This window comes from Acinetobacter corruptisaponis (assembly GCF_030053775.1).
Lineage (GTDB): Bacteria > Pseudomonadota > Gammaproteobacteria > Pseudomonadales > Moraxellaceae > Acinetobacter > Acinetobacter corruptisaponis.
Genome location: NZ_CP125669.1, coordinates 2649526 through 2669385, shown reverse-complemented (window position 1 = coordinate 2669385; position 19860 = coordinate 2649526). Strand labels below are relative to the sequence as shown.

The window sequence follows — 19860 nt, the reverse complement described above, 5'->3', positions numbered from 1 at the left end:
TCTCCCTCATTGAAAATATTAGGCTTCTACGGTTTTGTATTTGTGGTATTCAGCAAGATATTTTTTTGCCAAAGTTTCTTTTTCGGCATCTTCCAGAATTTTTCCCGCCTGCTGGAAAAACTTGTGTTCTTCCTCTTTTAAATGATGATGGACTTTTTCACTGAGCTGTTTGGCGATGGCAAGCCAGCCTGGATTACTCATGTCAGTTTCCTCAAGCTTCTCCACCAGTTCATCCATTTCATGGTGCTCAGCCAGTGCATGCCGTGTAATGTCCAGCCCCACATCATTAAACATTAAGGGGATATATAAATAACGGTCTTCAGCAACCGAGTGTGCATAAAGCTCGTTCTTGAGCTGTTTAAACAGCTGTTCCCTTTCTTCAGTATGTCCGCTGGTTTGAATGAGCTGTTGTGAGAGACTGCGCTGTTGTCCGTGACTTTCCCTCAGTGCTTCAAATATATTCATTATTCACCTCTATGATTGGCTGACATCATCCATACCCATGTTTAAATTCTTTATTGGGCTGTTCTGTTTGGCTAGCTTTCATATTAGAAAATGGCACTTTTTAAAACAGCGCTGTTTCAGTATGTTTTTGTATATAAAATTTATTTTTATAGCTCAGGCTGCAATCAAAATCTGGTAGGCCAATCGGCAAATCAGAATACTGACCAGTATCAGGAATAAAATACGGATAAAGCCACTGCCATATTTTAACGCCAACCGCACACCCAATAATGAACCTGCAATATTGGCAATCGCCATCAACAAGCCCAGCTGAAACATTACATGGCCTGTTGGAATGAAAAAGCTGAGTGCCGCAAGATTGGTCATGAAATTGCCGATTTTGGACAATGCCGATGCATGTAAAAAATCGACCTGTAAAAAACGAATAAAAAAGAAGATAAAGAAACTGCCTGTACCTGGACCAAATATTCCATCATAGAAACCAATGGCGAGACTGCCGATTGCAGCGAGAATCAGCAGTTTTGGAGTGATTCGCTGGTCCACATGCACTTGCCCAAACTGTTTTTTCATAAAGGTATAGATGGCGATCACCACCAGCATGACCAATACAATCGGTCTCAGGATATGGGTGGGCACCATTGAGACGCAGGCAGCACCAACAAAAGCGCTGATAAAGGCAAACACGGCGATCACGGCCAATATCGACCACTGCAACTTCACACGCCGTACAAATGAAAATGCGGCTGAACCTGTCCCACAAATGGAGGCCAGTTTATTGGTCCCAAACAGGGTTGCTGGCGCTGTTTGTGGTAATGCACCCATCAATGCTGGAATCTGAATCAGTCCACCACCACCAACTGCGGCATCAATGGTTCCCGCACAAAAAGCGAAGAACACCAGACCCAGAATCAGTTCCCAATCCATCAACACTAACCTTATAGATTTAACAGGCGTTTTGGTACAAGACGTTTTTTATCAGTGATTTCCGCCAAACCCAGACAGCGTTCGCCATCAAATACCAGCACCTCAGTCGCCGCCTCATGCTCAATATTGCTTTCCTGACCGTTGCAGAAATACTTTTCACGGCCCTCGGGTAACTGCACTTTGGGAAAGTGCTCGACTGGTGCATAGACCGAAAGCAACAAGGCATCCCGTTGCTGCTGGGTCAGGCTTTCCAGATATTCAATGGTATAGTCTGGATTAATCTCAAAATGCCCTGTTTGAGTACGATGTAATTTTGTTAAATGTCCACCACAGCCCAAAGCTTCACCAATATCTTCACCTAAGACCCGAATATAAGTTCCCTTTGAACAAGTTACATCTAAAGTTAAGCTGTCCTCTGTGAAATCAATCAGTTTTAACTCATAAATCGTCACAGGACGTGCTGCACGTTCAATCTCAATGCCTTGACGCGCCAGTTCGTACAGAGGACGGCCATCACGTTTCAGGGCTGAATACATCGGTGGCACCTGCTGAATGTCACCACGGAACTGGGCCAATACCTGTTCAATTCTTTCTGCCGTTAAAACAGGCACATCTCTCTGCTGGAGAATCTCACCCTCAACATCGCCTGTGGCGGTGGTTTGCCCCAGCTTCACCGTGGTTTGATAACGCTTGGTTGAATCCAGCAAATAATGTGAAAACTTGGTGGCCTCCCCCAGACAGATCGGTAACAGACCTGTTGCAAGTGGGTCCAGGGCACCTGTATGCCCCGCTTTTTGCGCATTAAAAAGTCGGCGGACTTTTTGAAGTGCGGAATTGGAACTTAAACCTAAGGGCTTATTTAATAAGAAGACACCACTCAGATGGCGATAAGAACTTTTTTTCATAAATGAAAAGTCAAACTATAAAGCGGTATTTTATCAAAACTATTCATCGGATTTTTAAAAATTACGTGTTTAAAAAAGCAACAAATATGATAAATTTTCTTTCGTTTTCGAAATTAAAAGCAAATGGATCATGCTTAATGAATAAAATTAGAAAAAAAATATTCCTATTATGTAGCTTATTGATCATTTCAATTTCAATGCTGAGTGTTGTGTATTGGTTATACCCTCAAGATCAGCAGCCACAGTTCAAATCAACTGGTCAATCCAGCAGCACATTTAATTCAGCAGACCATTCAGATAATTCAGGCCCAGCACATGCACGTGACGCAGCTTTTAACAGCACAAGCCAAATGGATACTGAAATCAACTGCAAACTACAGTTTAATGCATCACAAAAATTAGTCGTGAATGAGCTAACCCGAGACTGCTTTGAATATTTCATTTCCCAATATGGCGAACGAAATATTGATGAAATCCGACAAAATTTTCAGCGCTATATTGCCAAAGGTTTTCAGGCATCGGAGCAGCAGCAGATTCAGGAATTATGGTCACGTTATTTGAGCTATCGGGAACAGCTGAGCAAATTGCAGATGAATCAGCCTGCTCAGGAAAGTTATGGCTATTTTCAGGCAATCTTCGATGCAATGCATGACCTAAAGCAGCGTTTCTTTTCTCAAGTTGAAATTGAAGGCCTGTTTGGTACAGAGGACATCTACCAGCAATATACGCTTGACCGTATGCGCATTTTAGAAAATAAAAACCTGGATGCCGTCAGCAAGGCTAAACAGCTACAACAGCGCTTTGACCAACTTCCACAGGATTGGCAGGAAAACCTCAAGGATTTATCCAAACTGGAGGATTTACGTTCCTTAACTGAACAGATCAAGGCCAGAAATGGTTCAGCACAGGAATTGCGGGACATGCGGGTCAACTTGGTTGGCGAGGCTGCCACCCAACGTCTGGAACAACTGGACCAGCAACGCTCAGACTGGAAACAACGCGTACAGTCCTATCTGGATGAGCGCAAGACCATTGTGGACAGCAATATGAGTGCATCGGCCAAAGATCAGGCCATTCAACAGCTCAAACAACAACAGTTCCAATCTACACAGGAACAGCAACGTCTACAAACATTTGAAACGGTCTATGACCAAGGAGGTCCCTTACCCTTTAGCAACTAGCAACACCTAATACAAGACATTGAAATAATGCGATTTAGCACGGATGCAATGTCAGTTCGCAAGAACATGAAGACCCATATGAAAAACAAAAATTGAGAGTAATATCATGCAAAAACTTATTCGCTATCTTGCCGTATCCATTATGGCAATCAGTGCGTCAGCCAGCTACGCTTCCAACGCAACCCAGGTCAAGGAAAGCTTTGTGCTCTCCAGCTATGCCAAAACCAAGTATCCCATTGTTTTTGTACATGGGGTGGCAGGGTTTTCACGCGTTGGCAGTGATCCTTTAGGTGTCGATTACTGGCACCAGATCTTGCCTGACCTTGCACGAAATGGTGCCAATGTCTGGACCACACGCCTTTCTCCGTTTAACTCAACTGAGGTTCGGGGTGAACAGCTGGTTCAGCAAGTTGAGGAAATCCTTGCCATTACTGGGCAGCAAAAAGTCAACCTGATTGGTCACAGTCAGGGGGGGCCAACCATCCGCTATGTTGCAGGTATCATGCCGAGCAAGGTGGCATCACTGACCAGTGTCAGTGGTACACATAAAGGCTCGCCTGTGGCCAGCCTACTGATGAAGACCGATGGAACCATCTTTGGCTCTGCTGGAGCAGCCATGGCCAACTTCTTCTCAGGCGCGATTACATGGTCACAGGGACTCAACCCGAAAAGCTATCCACATGACGCGATGGCGGCAGGACGCAGCATCTCGGTTGAGGGCTCAACGGCATTTAATACCCGATTCCCAATGGGCGTACCAACCACAGCCTGTGGCGAGGGCACTTATCAGGATAAAGGCATTTATATGTATTCATTCTCTGGCACACAGGCACTGACCAACATCCTTGACCCACTTGATCCCTTGTTTGCGGGAACGAGCCTGATTGTTGACATAAAAGGTGACAATGATGGTATGGTCAGCCGTTGCAGTGCCAAGTTTGGTAAGACAGTTCGGGACAACCTGCCGTGGAACCACGCTGATGAGGTCAATCAGGTGCTGGGCTTGAAATCAATTTTCGCACCTGATCCAGTGGACATTTACCGTCAACATGCCAACCGCCTGAAATTGCAGGGACTGTAAAACAGGTATAAAAAAATGCGCCAGATGGCGCATTTTTTTGCTTTAAAACGAGGCTAAAATTAACCTTGTTTACGCGCTGGCAACTTCTCACGAATACGTGCAGCTTTACCAGACAACTCGCGTAGGTAGTAAAGTTTAGCACGACGAACGTCACCACGACGTTTCACTTCGATTTTAGCAACGATTGGAGAGTGAGTTTGGAAAACACGCTCAACACCAACACCACTAGAAATTTTACGAACTGTGAAAGCAGAGTTTAGACCACGGTTTTTCTTCGCGATTACAACACCTTCAAACGCCTGAAGACGCTCACGGTCACCCTCTTTTACTTTTACTTGAACGATAACAGTGTCACCAGGAGCAAAAGCAGGGATATCAGTTTTTAACTGTGAATTTTCAACAGCTTGAACTAAAGGATGTTTACCACTCATTGTGGAATCTCCAATATGTGCGGGAGAGAAGAGGTCTCTTACACCGCTGGGAATAGAGGCTAAGGCGCATATCTCCCGTTTAACTTTCCCTTTAGGACAAAATTGCCTTAAAGAGCCTATTTTTAACTTAAACCAAGTTTAAGTAGAACTCGAAGCCAGGCTTCTCGTCTGGTGCAAGGATCAACCGATATAGGCTTAATCCTGCGAATTTTGTAGCCATTTTTTTTGCTGCTTGCTCAACTCGACTTTTTCCACCAACTCTGGTCGGCGATCCAAAGTACGTTGATAACGCTGCAAAAAACGCCATTTCTCTATATTGGCATGATGTCCTGATTTAAGTACCTCAGGCACATCCAAACCCTCAAAATGGTCAGGCTTGGTATATTGTGGACAATCCAACAGACCATCCACAAAAGAATCCTGTATCGCAGATTGCTCGTCAGACATGACATTGGGCAAACGGCGAATAATGCTGTCCAACAATACCATGGCAGGAAGTTCACCACCCGACAACACGTAATCCCCAATTGACCATTCCTGATCAACATAATGCTGGATTAAACGCTCATCGACCCCTTCATAACGTCCACACAATACAATCAAACCATCATAATCAACGAATTGCTGTACCGCCTGTTCATTTAGGGTTTTGCCTTGCGGTGACATATACACCACAGGAGCATGAACACAGCCTGCTTGCGAGGCAAGTTGTTTGGCATGGGTAATTGCTTTTGCCAGCGGCTCAGCCATCATCACCATACCAGGACCACCACCGAAAGGACGCTCGTCCACCCGTTTGTAGTTACCCTCTGCAAAATCTCGCGGATTAATACAAGTGACTTGTACAATCTGTTTTTTTGCGGCTCGACCGCTAATCCCGTACGCTGTAATCGCTTCAAACATTTCAGGAAACAATGTGATGACTGCAAAAAACACCGCAGACTCCTTTATTTTCCTACTGCGCTACCATCCTCTAATAGAGTTAGTAATCTACGCCCCAATTGACGTAAATGCGACCAGCTTCAAGATCAACACGTTGCACCACATCTTTATGCCACGGAATCATGCGCTCTTCGGCATCAATACTGTCAGCAGTGGCCTTGACCACCATAACATCATTGGCACCTGTTTCAAAAAGCTCAAAGATTTGACCGAGATTGACTTCCTGCTCATCATCACCAAGACCCAACACGGTTAAGCCCTTTAGATCTGACCAGTAATACTCATCTACATCTGCTTTTGGAAGCTGAGATTTGGCAATCCAGATATTGGCACCCACCAGATTTTCCGCACCAGTGCGATCACTCACACCCTTTAGCGAAACAACCAGACCTTTGCCATGTGGTTTCCAGCGTTTTACATCGACTGTTTGCCAACCTGCCTTGGTCTCAATGTACCAAGGGAGGTAGTCAAACATATTGCTCATGGGTTCAGTATTGGAATAAACCCAGAGCCACCCATTCAGTCCATAAGCTGAACGTAACTGTCCAATCTGAATACGATCTTCGGGTACATTCTGTATTGGTGTCATGGGCTATCTACTACAATACTTATGCAGTAGCCGCAGCTTTTTTAGCTTGAGCAGCTAAAGAAGCAACACGCTCAGAAGGTTGGGCACCTTGTGAAATCCAGTGTGCAAAACGGTCAGCATCTAAACGAACTTTTTCCGCTTGACCTTGTGCAGTTGGGTTAAAGAAACCAATACGTTCGATGAAACGACCATCACGTGCATTGCGGCTATCAGTCACAACGATTTGATAGAATGGACGTTTTTTTGCACCACCGCGCGCTAAACGAATAACAACCATGAGAACAACCTTATAATTTTTACGGATTATCCCTGCGCCGACCATCGGCAACACTTCAAACCCCTTTCATAGAGGGCGATATTCTACGTCATATTTGCCCTGAAAGAAAGATTAATTTAAGGCTTATCCACAACTGTAAATTTAATCTTGATGCGATCTGCACCTACCAGTCTTCCGAGTTGCTACCACAACCATTGATGGTAATACTGGCTGCTGTCTTGGTTTTGCATTTAAAGCCCGTGCTTGTTAACAAAGCAGAATAATTTTGAGGGTTTTCACTTACGGCTTTCAGTGACCAGGTTTGTGAATTTACGGTAAGGGTAAGTGTAAACTTTTGATTGCCCGTTAATTTGTCCAATGGCAGCAATAAAGTCGTATTGGTTGCATTCGGAACATCAAAGTAAGGGCCTTTGCTAGTCGGCGTACCTTTGAATACAAAGCCATCATAACTAAAGTTACGCGTACGGTGCTGTTCCAATAAGGCAGAAATCTTTTGCATTTCCTGCTGTGCCGTGGATAAATCTGCACGGCGTATATAGGTGTCATAGCTTGGTATAGCAATCGCTGCGATAATTGCAACGATTGCAACCGTGATCATCAACTCTATCAGGGTAAAACCTGATACCTGATTCAGTCGAAGCATATTCCTCTCCAGAAGCTTAACCTGATAAGGAAAGGAGCTTTGTTCGAAATCAGAAGATTTATTCTTATTCATTATTTTCATACCATGTTAATGGCACAATCTGACGGCGCATTTGATTATATGGTGTTCCCGTCAGCGGATTGGCTGCTGTATTTGAAACAACACCTCGGGATTGTAAAGCGCCTGTTGTACTTGAACCCGCCCCCACACTCAGTGCCACAATGCCATCACCTGATTTACCCACCAGCCCCATCGTTTCAGATAATTGCTTTTGCTCACAAAGACCAAAAGGTAAACAGTAACGATAAACTTCTGTCTTACCCCGCACCTGTACTGGGCAAGTTGGTGTTGTACCTGGATCATACACACTGGCATAAAGATTTTTATTAATCACAGCCATCTCATCCATAACCTTTTTACCTTTGCCCGCAGTTCCATCCTTACCAACACTTGCATCAGGATCAAAAGAAACGACCCAGCCATTTGGTATCAAGGCTTTCACATCCTCAATATTCTTGTCTTTGGTTTCAGCAACACTCAACATGCCCCTTAAAGATTTACCAGAAGTGGTCAAATCAATATCTTGGGTTTCTAGATCACTAGTATTTAGTGCATATAAATTATTTTTGGTCACATCACGATCAAAGAGATTATAAATTGCACCTGAGCTTGGATCAGACGCAGGCAAGCTACGATTACCTGAAGCAATACTCACCACTGCCAGTGGTTTTTCATAGCCATAGACGCTAAAACTTGGTGCATCATAGAATCGTGGACTGCGGCCATTAGCCTGATGTAGATTCAGTATTCGAATTGCTCGTTTTGCAAAATTACCTGTAGCGGTATTGGCATTTAGGTCTATACGCCAGACCTGCCCACCTAAATCACCAAAATACAGATGATCAACCAAACCATTCCCATCACGGTCTGCCACATTGATACGACTGACCACACTGTATTTCATATCACCTACATTAAGGGCATTTTCTGTCGCAGTATTATTTTTATCCGTTGCATTGGCACTTGCCCACCACAACAAGTTGCCATTATCAGCATCAAACATATATACACCAGCACCCGTTTGGTTAGTTTGATTATAATCTTGAGCCTCATAACCTACGTCATAACCACCACCCACAAACATGACTTGTTTACGTTGTCCTTTCCAGTTGACATACGCAATGGTTGGTTTTGACCAGCTTTGCCCCATATAGCCAAGTGGTGTATTTGCAGCAACCTGTTCAGGGTTAATATGGAATTTAAGTTTCGGATTGTCTAAGTCGGCCAAATTAAGTGCATAATAACTGCGTCCCCCCATACGCAAACCACCATATACAAGTTGTTTGCCTGTTGCGATCACAGTACCTTGCTTATTTTTGGCCTCGCCTACTGTTGCGTAAACTTTTCCTTTATCGTCCATACCATAGGCATATTCCGTATATGCAGTCCATGCTCCATCTATGCCATAAGGCATATCCTGCCAACGACCTTTACGATCCTTGGTGAATGATTCTCTTTGTTTGGTATTTTCCAGCATCTCATTTGGCAGGAATGCAAATTTCTCCTTACCATTACTCGCATTCACAACATGCAATAAGCCCTGTGTTGAACCAAAAACGATATAATCATTCCGATCAATATCGCTTCCATTAAATTTGGCAAATTGGGTCAATTTTAACGGGGTAGAATGAAGTGGCATGCCAATTTGCCAAAGCGGTTCGCTTTGAGCAAGACTATTTCCTGTTGCACTTTCAGGGTTATCTAATTGATAACCCATTAAATTCATTAAATAACCACCATAACCATCTTTTGCTGTTGCATTCTCTTTACAACGTGCCTCACTTGAATCATTTAGATAATCCAGTGTGACTTTCTTCAAGTTTTGACTTTCAGCAAATCCACCACCAGATTTACAGTTTCGGTTGATCCATAATGTACGTGTTGAATCATCGGTTTTCGATGGACGTAAGGTTTTTAACTGTTTCAGCACTCCACCATCAAACAGGGTGGAACCTTTTTCTTTATCCTCTAATGCTGCTCCATTCCATTGATCTTTCCAGTCCACCAGACGAATCACATTCTCACCACTGGTCGTATCAGTCACTGAGTATTTTTTGAGGTTACCAAACCAGCTTTGATGATCTTTCGGTGCAAATATACTGTTATAGACATCATTACTGAGTTGATATGGGGTCAATGGATCAGCTAGAATAGTTTGTAAACCAAGGAAAGGGGCAGACTCAGCGTCAACAATGTGTTTGCTAAAATTAACGATACTTTGCGCTACCCCACCTGTACTTGCTTCTGTATACCATCCGCCTTTGCCATCATGCCCCCAATACGCCAGATTCTCAATATCGGTGGTATCTGATGGCGTGGTTGGTAAAATCACATCAACCAAATTGGTTAATTTCCCTAAGTCCAGCAGTCCCAAACTCAAGATATTGGCTGCTTTCAATGCAGTACTGAGCAGCCCCTTAACCACATTAAGCAGATCATTTACGATGCTGCCACCAGTACCAGCCCCCTCAACTGTATCGTTATTTAAACGAACATAGTTGAATTCCTTACCTATACCCGCCACACCTGTTTTAATTTCAACCTGAGTCCGATAGTTGCTATTTTTATCGAGTAAAGCTTGTGAATAGTTGGCAATACATGCCCATGTTGCCTTGTCTGAACCACGGCTTGACCAGCCTGTTGTTGAACTACAAAAATCCGCTGGATTATTGCTTGGTGTTTTACCCAATGATTTTTGCATAACCCGTTGTATGCCCAGTTTATCGGCTGGATCAATTCTCGGCACATTACCAGTCAGTACAAAAATACCCTGTGCCTGACATTGTGAAGTGGAAGTCCCTTTCACCACTGCTTTAATAGAGCTTGGATTATCATAGTCATTACTATTTGCTGTGCTCATCGGCACAGTACTGGCACGATAGCTAAAGCCTGAATAAATCGAATTTTGTTCAGATGGCTGATAGTAATATTGACTGTCTTGCCAGCCTGTTGTTGGATCATAGACTGATGTTGGCGGTGTGCCATTTTTTTGGTATTCATTATAGCCAAGTAGTGGATTGACCCAAGTGGTGAGACAACCAATCACGCATAAGGTTGTTCCTGTACGCCGTTCCTCCCACGCTCCAATGGCCGAACAACGTTCTTCAGAACTATTTAATGAGGTACTATTGGTATTAAAGCTTCGGGTATAAACCGATGTACATTTTGCCACATAGTTTGAACCGACTTTTTTTGCAACAATATTTCCCGCCGTCCCTCTTGTATTATGTCCAAGCAAGTATGCGCCTGTTTCGGCATAGGCCGTTGCTGTTGGGGTTTCTGGATTTTCCAGCAATGCCATTAGGGTATCAGGAATACTGCCAACCAAGGTCATTACACCGCCCAACACCCCCGCAATATCCAGTCCGCCAGCAACACTATCTAAAATTCCAACGACTCCCTCTAACGTTCTACCCAATGGATCAGTGCTAGGAACCAAACCATCAATAGCCGCTTTGAGTGCAGCCTTTTGCCCCTCAGTCTCCAGTGTTCTTGCAGGTACAACAATCATGCCTGCTTTTTGATTAACCACACCACTGACATCTTTTGCTGGAAACACAGAAAGTCCAATCGCTGTCTTTTCAGGCAAAGCTGTTATCCCTTTATCCGTATTGCCTTCCAATACATCCCTCACCGCTATTTTGATCCGTGATAAACGGCTATAACAGCGATAACCCTCCCCTAGGTTAATATTGACTGCAAGAATCTTATTACTTTTTGCTGGTTCACCAGATTCGAGTTTGGAAAATGGCGTACAACTGGCACGCATATAGTCCAATGAGCTTTGCAAGCCCAGTAAACTATTTTTTTGCGTCCCAGTTAAAGTATCCACTGTACCTAATAAATCCAAAACTGATTTTGGAAAAACCACATCACAGTAAGCTTCTGTTCCAGCCGCTGGTGTGAGCGTCACATCAACCACAGGTAACGCCCCCAGTACCCCAAAAATCTTACTGCTAATACATAATGGATAATCTTTAAGCAAGTCTAAAGCAGGTGAGCCCATAGATTGGGAAGCGTCCACCATCAACATAATGGTACTGTCCCCACCACTTGTTCCCTGACGATAAATCTCAACATCACTGGCATGAACAACAGGTGATAAGATCAAACTACAAGACAATGCTGAACCTGCAATAAATAACCATTTAACGACTGGCTTGTTATTCATTATCTTCTGATTTTTTATCTGTTTTTGTTGTTCCATTTTCATTTTATTATTTTTCATGTTCATTTCTCCCTTATGAACCTGAGGGTTCAAAGTCAGATAAGAAGCGATATTCTGCAACTTGTGTGCTATATAAAATATTTTTATCTTTCAAGCATTGAACCAACCCCTGTACCCCTGATGGCGGTTCAATACTTTTGTTTAGACATCCTGTATTGGCATCAAATAAATCATTCTCAGGATTTGAAAGCAGGCCCTCCATGACAGATGTCACCTGGACATGCAGACGCATACTATTTTCAGTTTTTGCATTGACCGCATCTGTACCACGTGCCATGTCAGAAAATGGCTGGGTCGTTGAAGTGGCTCTCTTGATATGGACTTGGGTGACCACCTGAGAACGGCCACCTGAAAAATTATTGATGTCTTTTTTATCATCGGCTGTAAGTGACTGGCATGCTCCACCACCTGTCGCCATCTTTTGGCTGTGCTTTGTTGTTCCTTGCCAATATAACCAGCTCGCATTAGACAAATTAAATGGTGAACTGCCCTTAAAACAGAAAACCAACTCCTTATTCCAGTTATCCTCATTTTTAAAGAAACCTACAATACCATTTGCACTACTAATGGTTTGTGTTGTTTCAGGACGTTGAAATTTCAATAATGCAGCATCTGCATTTTGCAATAACAAGGTTTGTACCTGATTATTACTGACCAATTTTAATGAGCTGACGCTCTGTCTGATTGCGAGTGTTCCCACAATCGTGATTAATAACAGAATCATTAATACAACGATCAGTGTAGAACCTTGTTGATGTTTAATCATGTTCCACTCTCCCCTGTATTACAATTTGCTTCTGTCTTACTGGTATCACAACCCTCATTAACCCAGCCCATAGCATTTCTTAGGGAAATTGTCTGGTCAACCACCTGGCGTAAATGGGAATCCTGATAAGCAGGTGCTAAAGTAACATTTGTACCCAAGACCTGAAATGATTGTTGATTTCTTTCTTTAATGACGGACTGATTTCCTGTGCTATCAGCAGACTGCACCAAAACCCCAATTTGGATCGCATGAACATGAGGCCTTACAAGTTGTACCACACCATCAATATTTTTATTCTTGGCTGTTAAAGCCATATAGTTCTTAATGTCAGTATAAGCCAGCTTGCTATCTGCATTATCCAGATCACCATCAATGTAGCCCAACCGTACCTGGAAAAAATCAACATTGGAAAGGATCACCTGACTATTTTTCCAGTCTAATGCAATGGGTGTATCCGTATCCTTGATTGCATCAAGTTGTGCCTGGGTATACTGGGCCGCCTGGCAACGCAGTGAATGCCGTAAGTCTGTAGAAGTTGAGCCTACGTAGTATCGTTGCACCACAAAAGTATCTTTTGCCAGCACATTACCAGAACAGTCAAAACCGTTTTGAGGGGCTTGATAGCGAATCAACAACTGATCATTGGTTAAACCTGTAACATGCGCATCGCCAAAACTGGTTAATTTATTACTGGAGAAGCAAGCAGCACAGTTTAAGTTAATTTTCTTACCAACATTTTTGTCAGTCAGCAAAATCCCAGCATAAGCTATCTGGTCATTTACCGCTGGGACGGGAGAGCTCAGATTTGCCTTACGGATATCATCAATAATAAAGTTTAGACCCAAACTTGCATTGTTCTGGATATGGGCCATTGCTTTTTGTAGCTTGTAACTTGTAAGCCCAGTGATAAAAAGTTGAATTGCCGCAGCAACAATAATGAGCCCCAGTGCAATTGATATCATGAGTTCAATCAGGGTAAAGCCTGAGCAGTGATGAGCGAAACGCCGTTTCGCCACTGCGCAAGACGAAGAGCTATGCTCGGAGTGAGTCAATTGTGAATATTCATCTAAATTTGTGAGACTTATTCTTTTCATTTTAGTAAGCCTCCAGAAACAAACAGTGTGAACCCTGCACATACACACCATCTTTGATACAGTTTTCCAGACCTTTCTCACCAGCCAATGAGGTTGTATCCCATGCCACATAAATACATTGCCGAGTGGTTCCAACTGGGCAATTACCTACAGCAATATTCATCCCATTATTTTTGGCCTGAACAGCCGCATTTTTAAGGTCTTGTGCAGCAATATCGACGGCTTTTCCTGCTGCTGTTGAGACAACTGTTGTTGGTACTGATACTGCACCAATTTTATACTCACCATCTTCTGTCGCTTGAGGATTGGCACGCATTCTTTCTGCCAGATCGCGTGCTATAGTGAGGGCCAAAACCTGATGGCTGGCCTCTGAACTTGCATCAATTGCTTTCAGTTGCAAAACCGCAAAACCCAAAACGCCAATAGCCAATAAAATTAAAGCAACCAAGACTTCAACTAAACCTACACCTTTTTGATTGATATAATTCATGTGCAAGCTCCTTCTTTTATACTTGTATCCCCAGTAATTCCAACCTTAATACAATAAGAAAGACCGTTACGAACCAACACAAAATTGGCGGCTGTCGCAAGACTGCCATTCTTTCTAAATTTAAGGCTGGAGATAGAGAGGCTGTCAGCTGTAACCCCTTGATCTAGAGAGGCTATAAAAATTCGCTCTTTATTTTTTTCATAGTCATTATCGACATCATTTGCATCAGGGTCAGTACCTATCAATGCTTTTAGGCAATTCTGCTTTGATAAAGTATCCAAGCAAATCACTGTTGTATCCCGCAAACCAACCGCTTTGGTTTGCGCTTCAGCAACTTTCATTACCAGTTCACGGGCAGAAGAATCTAATTTTTGACGTGTGTAAGCTGTAGCAAAGGATGGTGCTGCGATTACCATAATAATTGCAAGAATAGCTATAGTTACAATTAGTTCAACTAAAGTGAACGCTTTATTATTTACTTGTTGCATACAGTCCTCCATATGCACAAATCTTATTGTTTTAGTCAGTTTTGTTTTATTTACTTATCAATTTCCTACTAAAACGATATGAAAGCTATTTTTTATGGATAAAAGGTAGATATTGTCAGATAATTAGAAAATAATTCATATAATTTATTTTTTTATTATAAATTTGAGAAATTTATCACAAAAAACCAATATAACATTTTCTCTCTAAACTCATATTAAATAAAGACTAAAAACAAAAAAGCAAATATTAGAGAATATTTGCTTTAGCACTCACCAAAACAACAAATCAATCCCAGTTATTTTTAGTAAAATCACAGGTAGTTGAATCTTTTTCCCAATATCTTTGTCCTTGACTATTTAGACAAACAACACCATTTCCTACCTGAGTAGTTCCTGAGTTAGGTGTTGCAATTAATGTCCACGTTCCAGCGGTAACATTTGATAACTGTAAAGCATACGTTGCTTGACCAGATTGAGGACTAGAGCCATTATGACCAATATCACCAAGTGCGATAGGAGTACCATCTGATTTTATAAAAGTAGAGTTAATCGCTTTATAACGTTGCAAACGGGCAGAAATATCTATCATATCACTTTGTACCTCAACACGTTTGGCCTGTACTACATATTTTCTATATGATGGATATGCAATTGCAGCTAAAATACCAATTACTGCAACTACAATCAGCAATTCAATAAGTGTAAATCCGTTTTGTTTACCAATTTTCACTATTTGCTCCACAAGGATTTGTTGATGCTAATTTAGTTGTAGTCAGAACTTCTGAATCAATTAACTTGTCTTTTGTTTTACATCGAATTCCACTGCTAGTAATTAGGAAACTAAAATTCTGGTCTTGCAAAGAATTACAAGTTGAACAACTCCCCCCATAGTTAATTTTAGAATTCGCTTCTGCAAGCATCACCCAACCTTGCCCTAGAGCTGTCGCATTATCCAAGGCAACGCCAGGCACTGTCGCATCACGTACAAGAATGGTATATCTTTTTTCAGAACCCGATGAATTAATAGGAACTGTGATTGACGTTGTTGAGAACCCTCGATAATTCAAATTACGGGCTTTATGTTGCTCCAATAAATTTGACAAACGCTGCATTTCATTCATTGCCTGAGTAGCGACACCATTACGAACATATTGCTGATAACTTGGAATGGCGATTGCTGCAAGAATTGCAATAATCACCAATACAATCATGAGTTCAATCAAGGTAAAACCTTTATTTTTCATAAAAGCTCCATTAACGCTCATACCAACGCTGAGAAATAAACTTGGTTTTTCCAGTATATTTTTTAAGCGTTTCTGTAGGTGGAAGATTCAAAACCATACCACGATCTCGATTAATACCACCGAAACTAATACCAATATTTCCTTTTCCTAAGAAAATGTCATTTGAGCGACTAACCACACTAGTTGTTCCATCAGCATTTTTCTTCTGGCAAACTCCATATGGTAAGCAGAATTGGGATGCATTACTTTCACCACGTACCCCACCTTTACAATCTGTAGCAGTAATATCTTTAGAAGAATCGAAAATACTGACATAAAGATCACTATCAATCGCAACAGCCTCATTTAGAATTCGCTTTTGAGTTCCTGTAGGATAATACCACCCCCCATTAGTGAGCTTCGTTTCAGTATTTCCATTGGTATTTTTGACGAGATTTTTACCTGTAGCTCCATCTGGCTTAACATCCTGAGTGTATAATTCACTCGTAGTTAACACTGGTAAATTACGGCGAGTAACATCTTTGTCATAGACTACATAAACTGCATCATCGTTATTTGTGGTTGCAGACATTGGATAACTCAAGTTTCCTGAACCAATACTCACAGCTGCAAATAAACTACCAGATGGCACCGTATGGATTGTGAATGTTGGCGCATTATAGAAACGAGGAACTCTAGTTGCACCCGACATATCTAAAATACGCACTACACGGGTTGCAAAGTTTTCCCCATCAGTTGTAACCCCCGCTTTGGCAGAGGCATTTAAGTCTACACGCCAGACTTGTCCACCTAAATCCCCAAAGTAAAGATGATCAGCAAGACCATCACTATTACGATCAACGGCTTTGATACCACTTACCACACTGCGTTTCATATTGGCTTCATAAGTTTTATTAGTTGAAGTATTGTCTGAGCCAGCATTTGCACTTGCCCACCACAATAAACTACCGTCATCGGCATCAAACATATATACCCCTGCACCTTGGTCAGTATAACCAGATGAAGGACTATAATCAGCTGAAGACTCATAAATTGAATCATAGCCACCACCAACTAACATAACTAGTTTACGTTTACCTTGCCAGTTGACCCATGTAATAGTTGGTTTAGACCAACTTTGTCCCATACAACCCAAGCCATTGGTTGAACTACATGTTCCTGTAGGATTAATGCGGAATTTAAGCTTCGGAGTCCCTCCACCTGATGTAACATCAGAGAGGTCTAAAGAATAATAGCTCTTGCCTCCCATGCGTAAACCGCCGTAAAGCCATTGCTTCCCGCCATTTGAACTAGCCACACTTACAACAGGCTCATTGGTTTTGGCACCTTTTTTAGTGGTATATTCTGTATAGGCTGTCCATTGCCCATCTATACCATAATGTAAAGTCGCATTTGGATCATCTTGTTGACCAATAAAACTTTCTGCCTGTCTGTCTATCATTTCACTTGGTACAAAAGCAAACACCTCTTTACCAGCATCATTATCAGTTGCACTTTTGCCTGCACGTACCACATGCAAAACCCCTTGTGTAGTACCAAAAGCAATTAAGTCATCGCGATCATCATAGCTAATGGTTTCAGTTTTCTCATCATATTTAGTCGTTCCTTTTTGTGTTATGAGAATTGGTTTTGAATGCATCACTGCACCCATTTGGCGAAGCGTAGCATTGGTGTTATTTAGGAAATTATTAAATGTAGTATTTGTTTCATCCGTTAAAGAACTTGCAACATCAGCACCCACATCATAACCAAACAAGGCAGCAACATATCCTCGTTTACTATCAACACTAAAGTTATTGTCAGTATTATTCGTTTTCAAATCCGCGGTCTTAACCTGTATCAAATTACCACTATTAATTGGTTGTGCTACATAAGTTGTATTATCTACAGCTAAAGCCAGCTTTCGATCAGTAAAGATCTTTCTTTCCGTGGTGACAGGATCATCACCTGTTGTTGTACTCGAACCTAGTAGTAAACGACTTAATGCCCCTCCAACTCGAACACTCAAGGTTTCCTCGACATCAATACCATTAACCTGTTTAACCTTAGTAATTTCTCGCATGATATTCTGATCAGCCCAATAATCATTTGGGTTATCTACACTTTGACCTTTTTCTGTACCAGAGGTGATCATTACATCAGCACCATCCTTGTCTTTTAGAGCATTATTTACCACTTGATATTTTTTTAAGTTTCCCACCCAAGTAGTGACTTTTAAATCTGGACGTGGATCAAATTGTGGGAAATAACCCCAAGGCTGAATATTTTGCGTATCTAAATTATCTACGGGAATTGTCACAGAACCTGTTGTTACTGGAGGAATATATTTCTGTAACTTTTTCAAAAATCTTTTTACACTATCAACAACATCTGCTGAACTTTGTCCAGGATACCAACCACCCTGCCCAACATCTCCCCATTTTTTTGCATTCAAAATATCAGAATCTGTACTGGTATCATTACCAAAATCTTTACCGAAGCCCACAACTGCTGTTTTTATTAAAACTCCTGCTGGATTTTTAGTTGTGTCCAGTAAAGCTTTAGCATAGTTGCCAATACAATCCCAAGAATTAGTTTTATCATATAAATAATTCGTGGAACAATTAAAACTAGTTCCTTTTGTACCTAATGTGCTTTTCATAAAATCCGTGTAATTACCAGAGTTACCCGAATAATTTGGTTCCCCATCAGTTAAAAAGTAAATCCCTTGAGTATTACATTGTTTCGTACTCGTCACTCGACTTGGTGCTAAATATTTATTTCCATCCTGAATTGCTGTTTTGCCATTTGAATCAGCAAAACCAGTACTTACTAGATTTTTAGTGGTTGACCCCATCATATAAGCAGCCGCTTCAGCATAAGCGAAAGCCGTAGGTGTATTATTATTCGCCTGTAGACTAATCACAGCATCAATCATTCTTTGTCGATGCGTACGATAAACAGTGCCGAGATATAGAGTTGTTCGGGTATAAGAAGCATCTCTTTGTTGTGCTGTTATGCCTGTTTGTTTTACCGTTGCCGTACGTTGAAGATTTCTAGTACAATTTTGTGAACTCGTTGTACAACTTCCTGTAGTTGGTGATCTGTCTAGATATGTAATTTCATAATTATTTGTATTTTCGGCATCTGAATTTACTGCCCCATATTGTGTTGCCGTATCACTTGGTGGGGCAGCAGACGCTCCTGTTGGAGCTGTATCTGTAGTACGTTCCCACGTAGAACAATTATTACTCGTATCCCATACTTTACAGATTTCACGAACTGTTGTGGTTGTTTGCACACTGGAGTTCCAACTACTATCCGTATAACCTGACCACCCACTTGTTCCACTCGGGTTTACTGGGTCAGGTGTCCAATTTCCATTATTTGTCCAATTTGTTACAGTAGAAACACTACACCATTTTGATCCACCAGTCTTTGTGCCATCTGTAGACGTACAGTTTTGAGTTCTTGTTCCTTTTTGGGCTAAGGTCTGAGCAGTATCCTTTGTTCTTGTTCTTGTTCTTGTTCTATCATCTACCCATTGGATAGTCTCTACCGTTCTATATAACTGCCCACTTCCAATATCAACATTATCACTTAAAGGGCGAGCCTCTAGTTTAATGCGGCCATTTGTACCACCGAACTCAGACAATCCCACTGCCAAATTATCAGGCAATCTTGTTGTATCTGTATCACCTTGTAATAATTTTAACATTCCATCCTTTAAACGTGTAATACGATCAGGATATTTTATTGACCCACTACTATCTCCCTTACACCACTGGCGACGATAAGGAGTGACACCTGCTATAGCAGATTCAACGGCGAAATCTCGTCCAAAATCTGTGGCGCCACTTGGTAAATCACAACCATATCCAGATTGAGTATTAAAATAACGACTCATACTCCCAGATACATCCAACATAAACATAATTGTAGTTTCTGAAGTTTGTGGGGCTTTATACAGTTCTGTATCACTTGCCTGAGTGGATACTGCCACACTGGTTGCCATCGTCATTGCAGCCGCTTGACAGGCAACGACTAATTTTTTTAGCTTCATATTTTTCATT

Annotated in this window: 17 protein-coding genes and 1 pseudogene; 2 read left to right on the top strand and 16 right to left on the bottom strand. The window is 41.8% G+C overall.

Annotated features, from left to right (window positions below):
* Positions 1–18: 18 nt before the first annotated feature.
* The 3 genes from QLH32_RS12695 to truB form a co-directional block, all read right to left on the bottom strand.
* The gene (locus QLH32_RS12695) at positions 19–465 is read right to left on the bottom strand and encodes a hemerythrin domain-containing protein (protein ID WP_283266512.1); all 447 of its coding nucleotides are present in this window, start codon (positions 463–465) and stop codon (positions 19–21) included.
* Between the two features lie 153 nt (positions 466–618).
* Positions 619–1389, bottom strand: a complete 771-nt coding sequence (locus QLH32_RS12690; RefSeq protein ID WP_283266511.1) for a sulfite exporter TauE/SafE family protein — start codon at positions 1387–1389, stop codon at positions 619–621.
* Positions 1390–1400: 11 nt separating this feature from the next.
* Positions 1401–2294, bottom strand: coding sequence for a tRNA pseudouridine(55) synthase TruB (gene truB / locus QLH32_RS12685; protein WP_283266510.1), 894 nt, complete (start codon positions 2292–2294; stop codon positions 1401–1403).
* Positions 2295–2431: 137 nt separating this feature from the next.
* Here truB and QLH32_RS12680 point away from each other — a divergent pair, with 137 nt between their 5' ends.
* Entirely contained in the window at positions 2432–3475 is a 1044-nt protein-coding gene (locus tag QLH32_RS12680; protein WP_283266509.1) for a lipase secretion chaperone, read from the top strand.
* Between the two features lie 106 nt (positions 3476–3581).
* The gene (locus QLH32_RS12675) at positions 3582–4556 is read left to right on the top strand and encodes a lipase family alpha/beta hydrolase (RefSeq protein ID WP_267980742.1); all 975 of its coding nucleotides are present in this window, start codon (positions 3582–3584) and stop codon (positions 4554–4556) included.
* A gap of 59 nt (positions 4557–4615) precedes the next feature.
* On the opposite strand, the gene rplS is transcribed toward QLH32_RS12675, so the two are convergent.
* The 13 genes and pseudogenes from rplS to QLH32_RS12610 all read right to left on the bottom strand — a co-directional run bounded on the left by rplS (position 4616) and on the right by QLH32_RS12610 (position 19859).
* Positions 4616–4987, bottom strand: coding sequence for a 50S ribosomal protein L19 (rplS, locus tag QLH32_RS12670; RefSeq protein WP_283266508.1), 372 nt, complete (start codon positions 4985–4987; stop codon positions 4616–4618).
* 195 nt (positions 4988–5182) lie between these two features.
* Complete coding sequence (gene trmD / locus QLH32_RS12665) at positions 5183–5923, bottom strand: tRNA (guanosine(37)-N1)-methyltransferase TrmD (RefSeq protein ID WP_283266507.1); 741 nt, start codon at positions 5921–5923, stop codon at positions 5183–5185.
* A 46-nt stretch (positions 5924–5969) separates the two neighbouring features.
* Complete coding sequence (gene rimM / locus QLH32_RS12660) at positions 5970–6518, bottom strand: ribosome maturation factor RimM (RefSeq protein ID WP_283266506.1); 549 nt, start codon at positions 6516–6518, stop codon at positions 5970–5972.
* Positions 6519–6537: 19 nt separating this feature from the next.
* Positions 6538–6795 (bottom strand): 30S ribosomal protein S16, encoded by a 258-nt coding sequence (rpsP, locus tag QLH32_RS12655; RefSeq protein WP_279958782.1) that lies wholly within the window; start codon positions 6793–6795, stop codon positions 6538–6540.
* Positions 6796–6958: 163 nt separating this feature from the next.
* The gene (locus QLH32_RS12650) at positions 6959–7438 is read right to left on the bottom strand and encodes a type IV pilin protein (RefSeq protein ID WP_283266505.1); all 480 of its coding nucleotides are present in this window, start codon (positions 7436–7438) and stop codon (positions 6959–6961) included.
* 64 nt (positions 7439–7502) lie between these two features.
* A complete protein-coding gene (locus QLH32_RS12645; protein WP_283266504.1) occupies positions 7503–11726 on the bottom strand; it encodes a pilus assembly protein in 4224 nt (1407 codons plus the stop codon).
* Between the two features lie 13 nt (positions 11727–11739).
* Positions 11740–12492 (bottom strand): PilX N-terminal domain-containing pilus assembly protein, encoded by a 753-nt coding sequence (locus QLH32_RS12640; protein WP_283266503.1) that lies wholly within the window; start codon positions 12490–12492, stop codon positions 11740–11742.
* The gene (locus tag QLH32_RS12635; RefSeq protein WP_283266502.1) at positions 12489–13586 is read right to left on the bottom strand and encodes a PilW family protein; all 1098 of its coding nucleotides are present in this window, start codon (positions 13584–13586) and stop codon (positions 12489–12491) included. Before QLH32_RS12635 ends, QLH32_RS12640 begins: the two co-directional genes overlap by 4 nt.
* A gap of 1 nt (position 13587) precedes the next feature.
* Positions 13588–14076: a type IV pilus modification protein PilV gene (gene pilV / locus QLH32_RS12630; RefSeq protein WP_283266501.1), complete on the bottom strand. Its 489-nt coding sequence runs from the start codon at positions 14074–14076 to the stop codon at positions 13588–13590.
* Positions 14073–14540 (bottom strand): annotated as a pseudogene (locus QLH32_RS12625) (pilus assembly FimT family protein); the annotation flags it as partial. The pseudogene QLH32_RS12625 and the gene pilV, both read right to left, overlap by 4 nt.
* A gap of 310 nt (positions 14541–14850) precedes the next feature.
* Entirely contained in the window at positions 14851–15294 is a 444-nt protein-coding gene (locus QLH32_RS12620; protein WP_283266499.1) for a type IV pilin protein, read from the bottom strand.
* Positions 15281–15808: a type IV pilin protein gene (locus QLH32_RS12615; protein WP_283266498.1), complete on the bottom strand. Its 528-nt coding sequence runs from the start codon at positions 15806–15808 to the stop codon at positions 15281–15283. Before QLH32_RS12615 ends, QLH32_RS12620 begins: the two co-directional genes overlap by 14 nt.
* A 10-nt stretch (positions 15809–15818) precedes the next feature.
* Complete coding sequence (locus QLH32_RS12610) at positions 15819–19859, bottom strand: PilC/PilY family type IV pilus protein (protein WP_283266497.1); 4041 nt, start codon at positions 19857–19859, stop codon at positions 15819–15821.
* Position 19860 lies beyond the last annotated feature (1 nt).